At 66.0% G+C, this 486-nt stretch carries 1 protein-coding gene; it reads left to right on the top strand.

The window, feature by feature from the left end:
* On the top strand, positions 1–486 hold a 486-nt coding region (locus tag GWK61_RS55200; protein ID WP_194922375.1), incomplete at both ends, for a sugar-binding domain-containing protein.

The following is a 486-nucleotide window of genomic DNA, read 5'->3' as shown; positions in this document are numbered from 1 at the left end:
GCCAGGACGGCGGTAACGACTACTACCGCGGTATCGGCTGGTACCGCCGGCACTTCACTGCCCCGACCGCGCTGGCCGGCAAGAAGCTGTGGCTGCAGTTCGACGGCGCGAACACGGTCGCCGACGTGTGGGTCAACGGGACCTATCTCGGTCAGCACCAGGGCGGCTACGCCCGCTTCCGGTTCGACGCCACCTCCGTTCTCAAGCTCGGCGCGGACAACGTGGTCGCGGTGAAGGTGGACAACGCCTACAACGCGGACATCGCTCCGCTGTCGGCCGACTTCACGTTCTTCGGCGGCTTGTACCGCGACGTGAGCTTTCAGGTCACCGATCCGCTCGCGATCCGCATGCTGGACCACGCCAGTGACAGCGTCTACGTGCGGCAGCGCTCGGTGTCCACGAGCAGCGCCACGGTGGACGTGGAGACCAAGTACTGGAACAACTCCGGCAGCACACGGCACGTGCAAGTCCGCACCGTCATCACCG

This window comes from Catenulispora rubra (genome assembly GCF_015356825.1).
GTDB lineage: Bacteria > Actinomycetota > Actinomycetes > Streptomycetales > Catenulisporaceae > Catenulispora > Catenulispora rubra.
The sequence above is the reverse complement of the archived record's forward strand: the minus strand, read 5'-3'. Positions and strand labels throughout refer to the sequence as shown.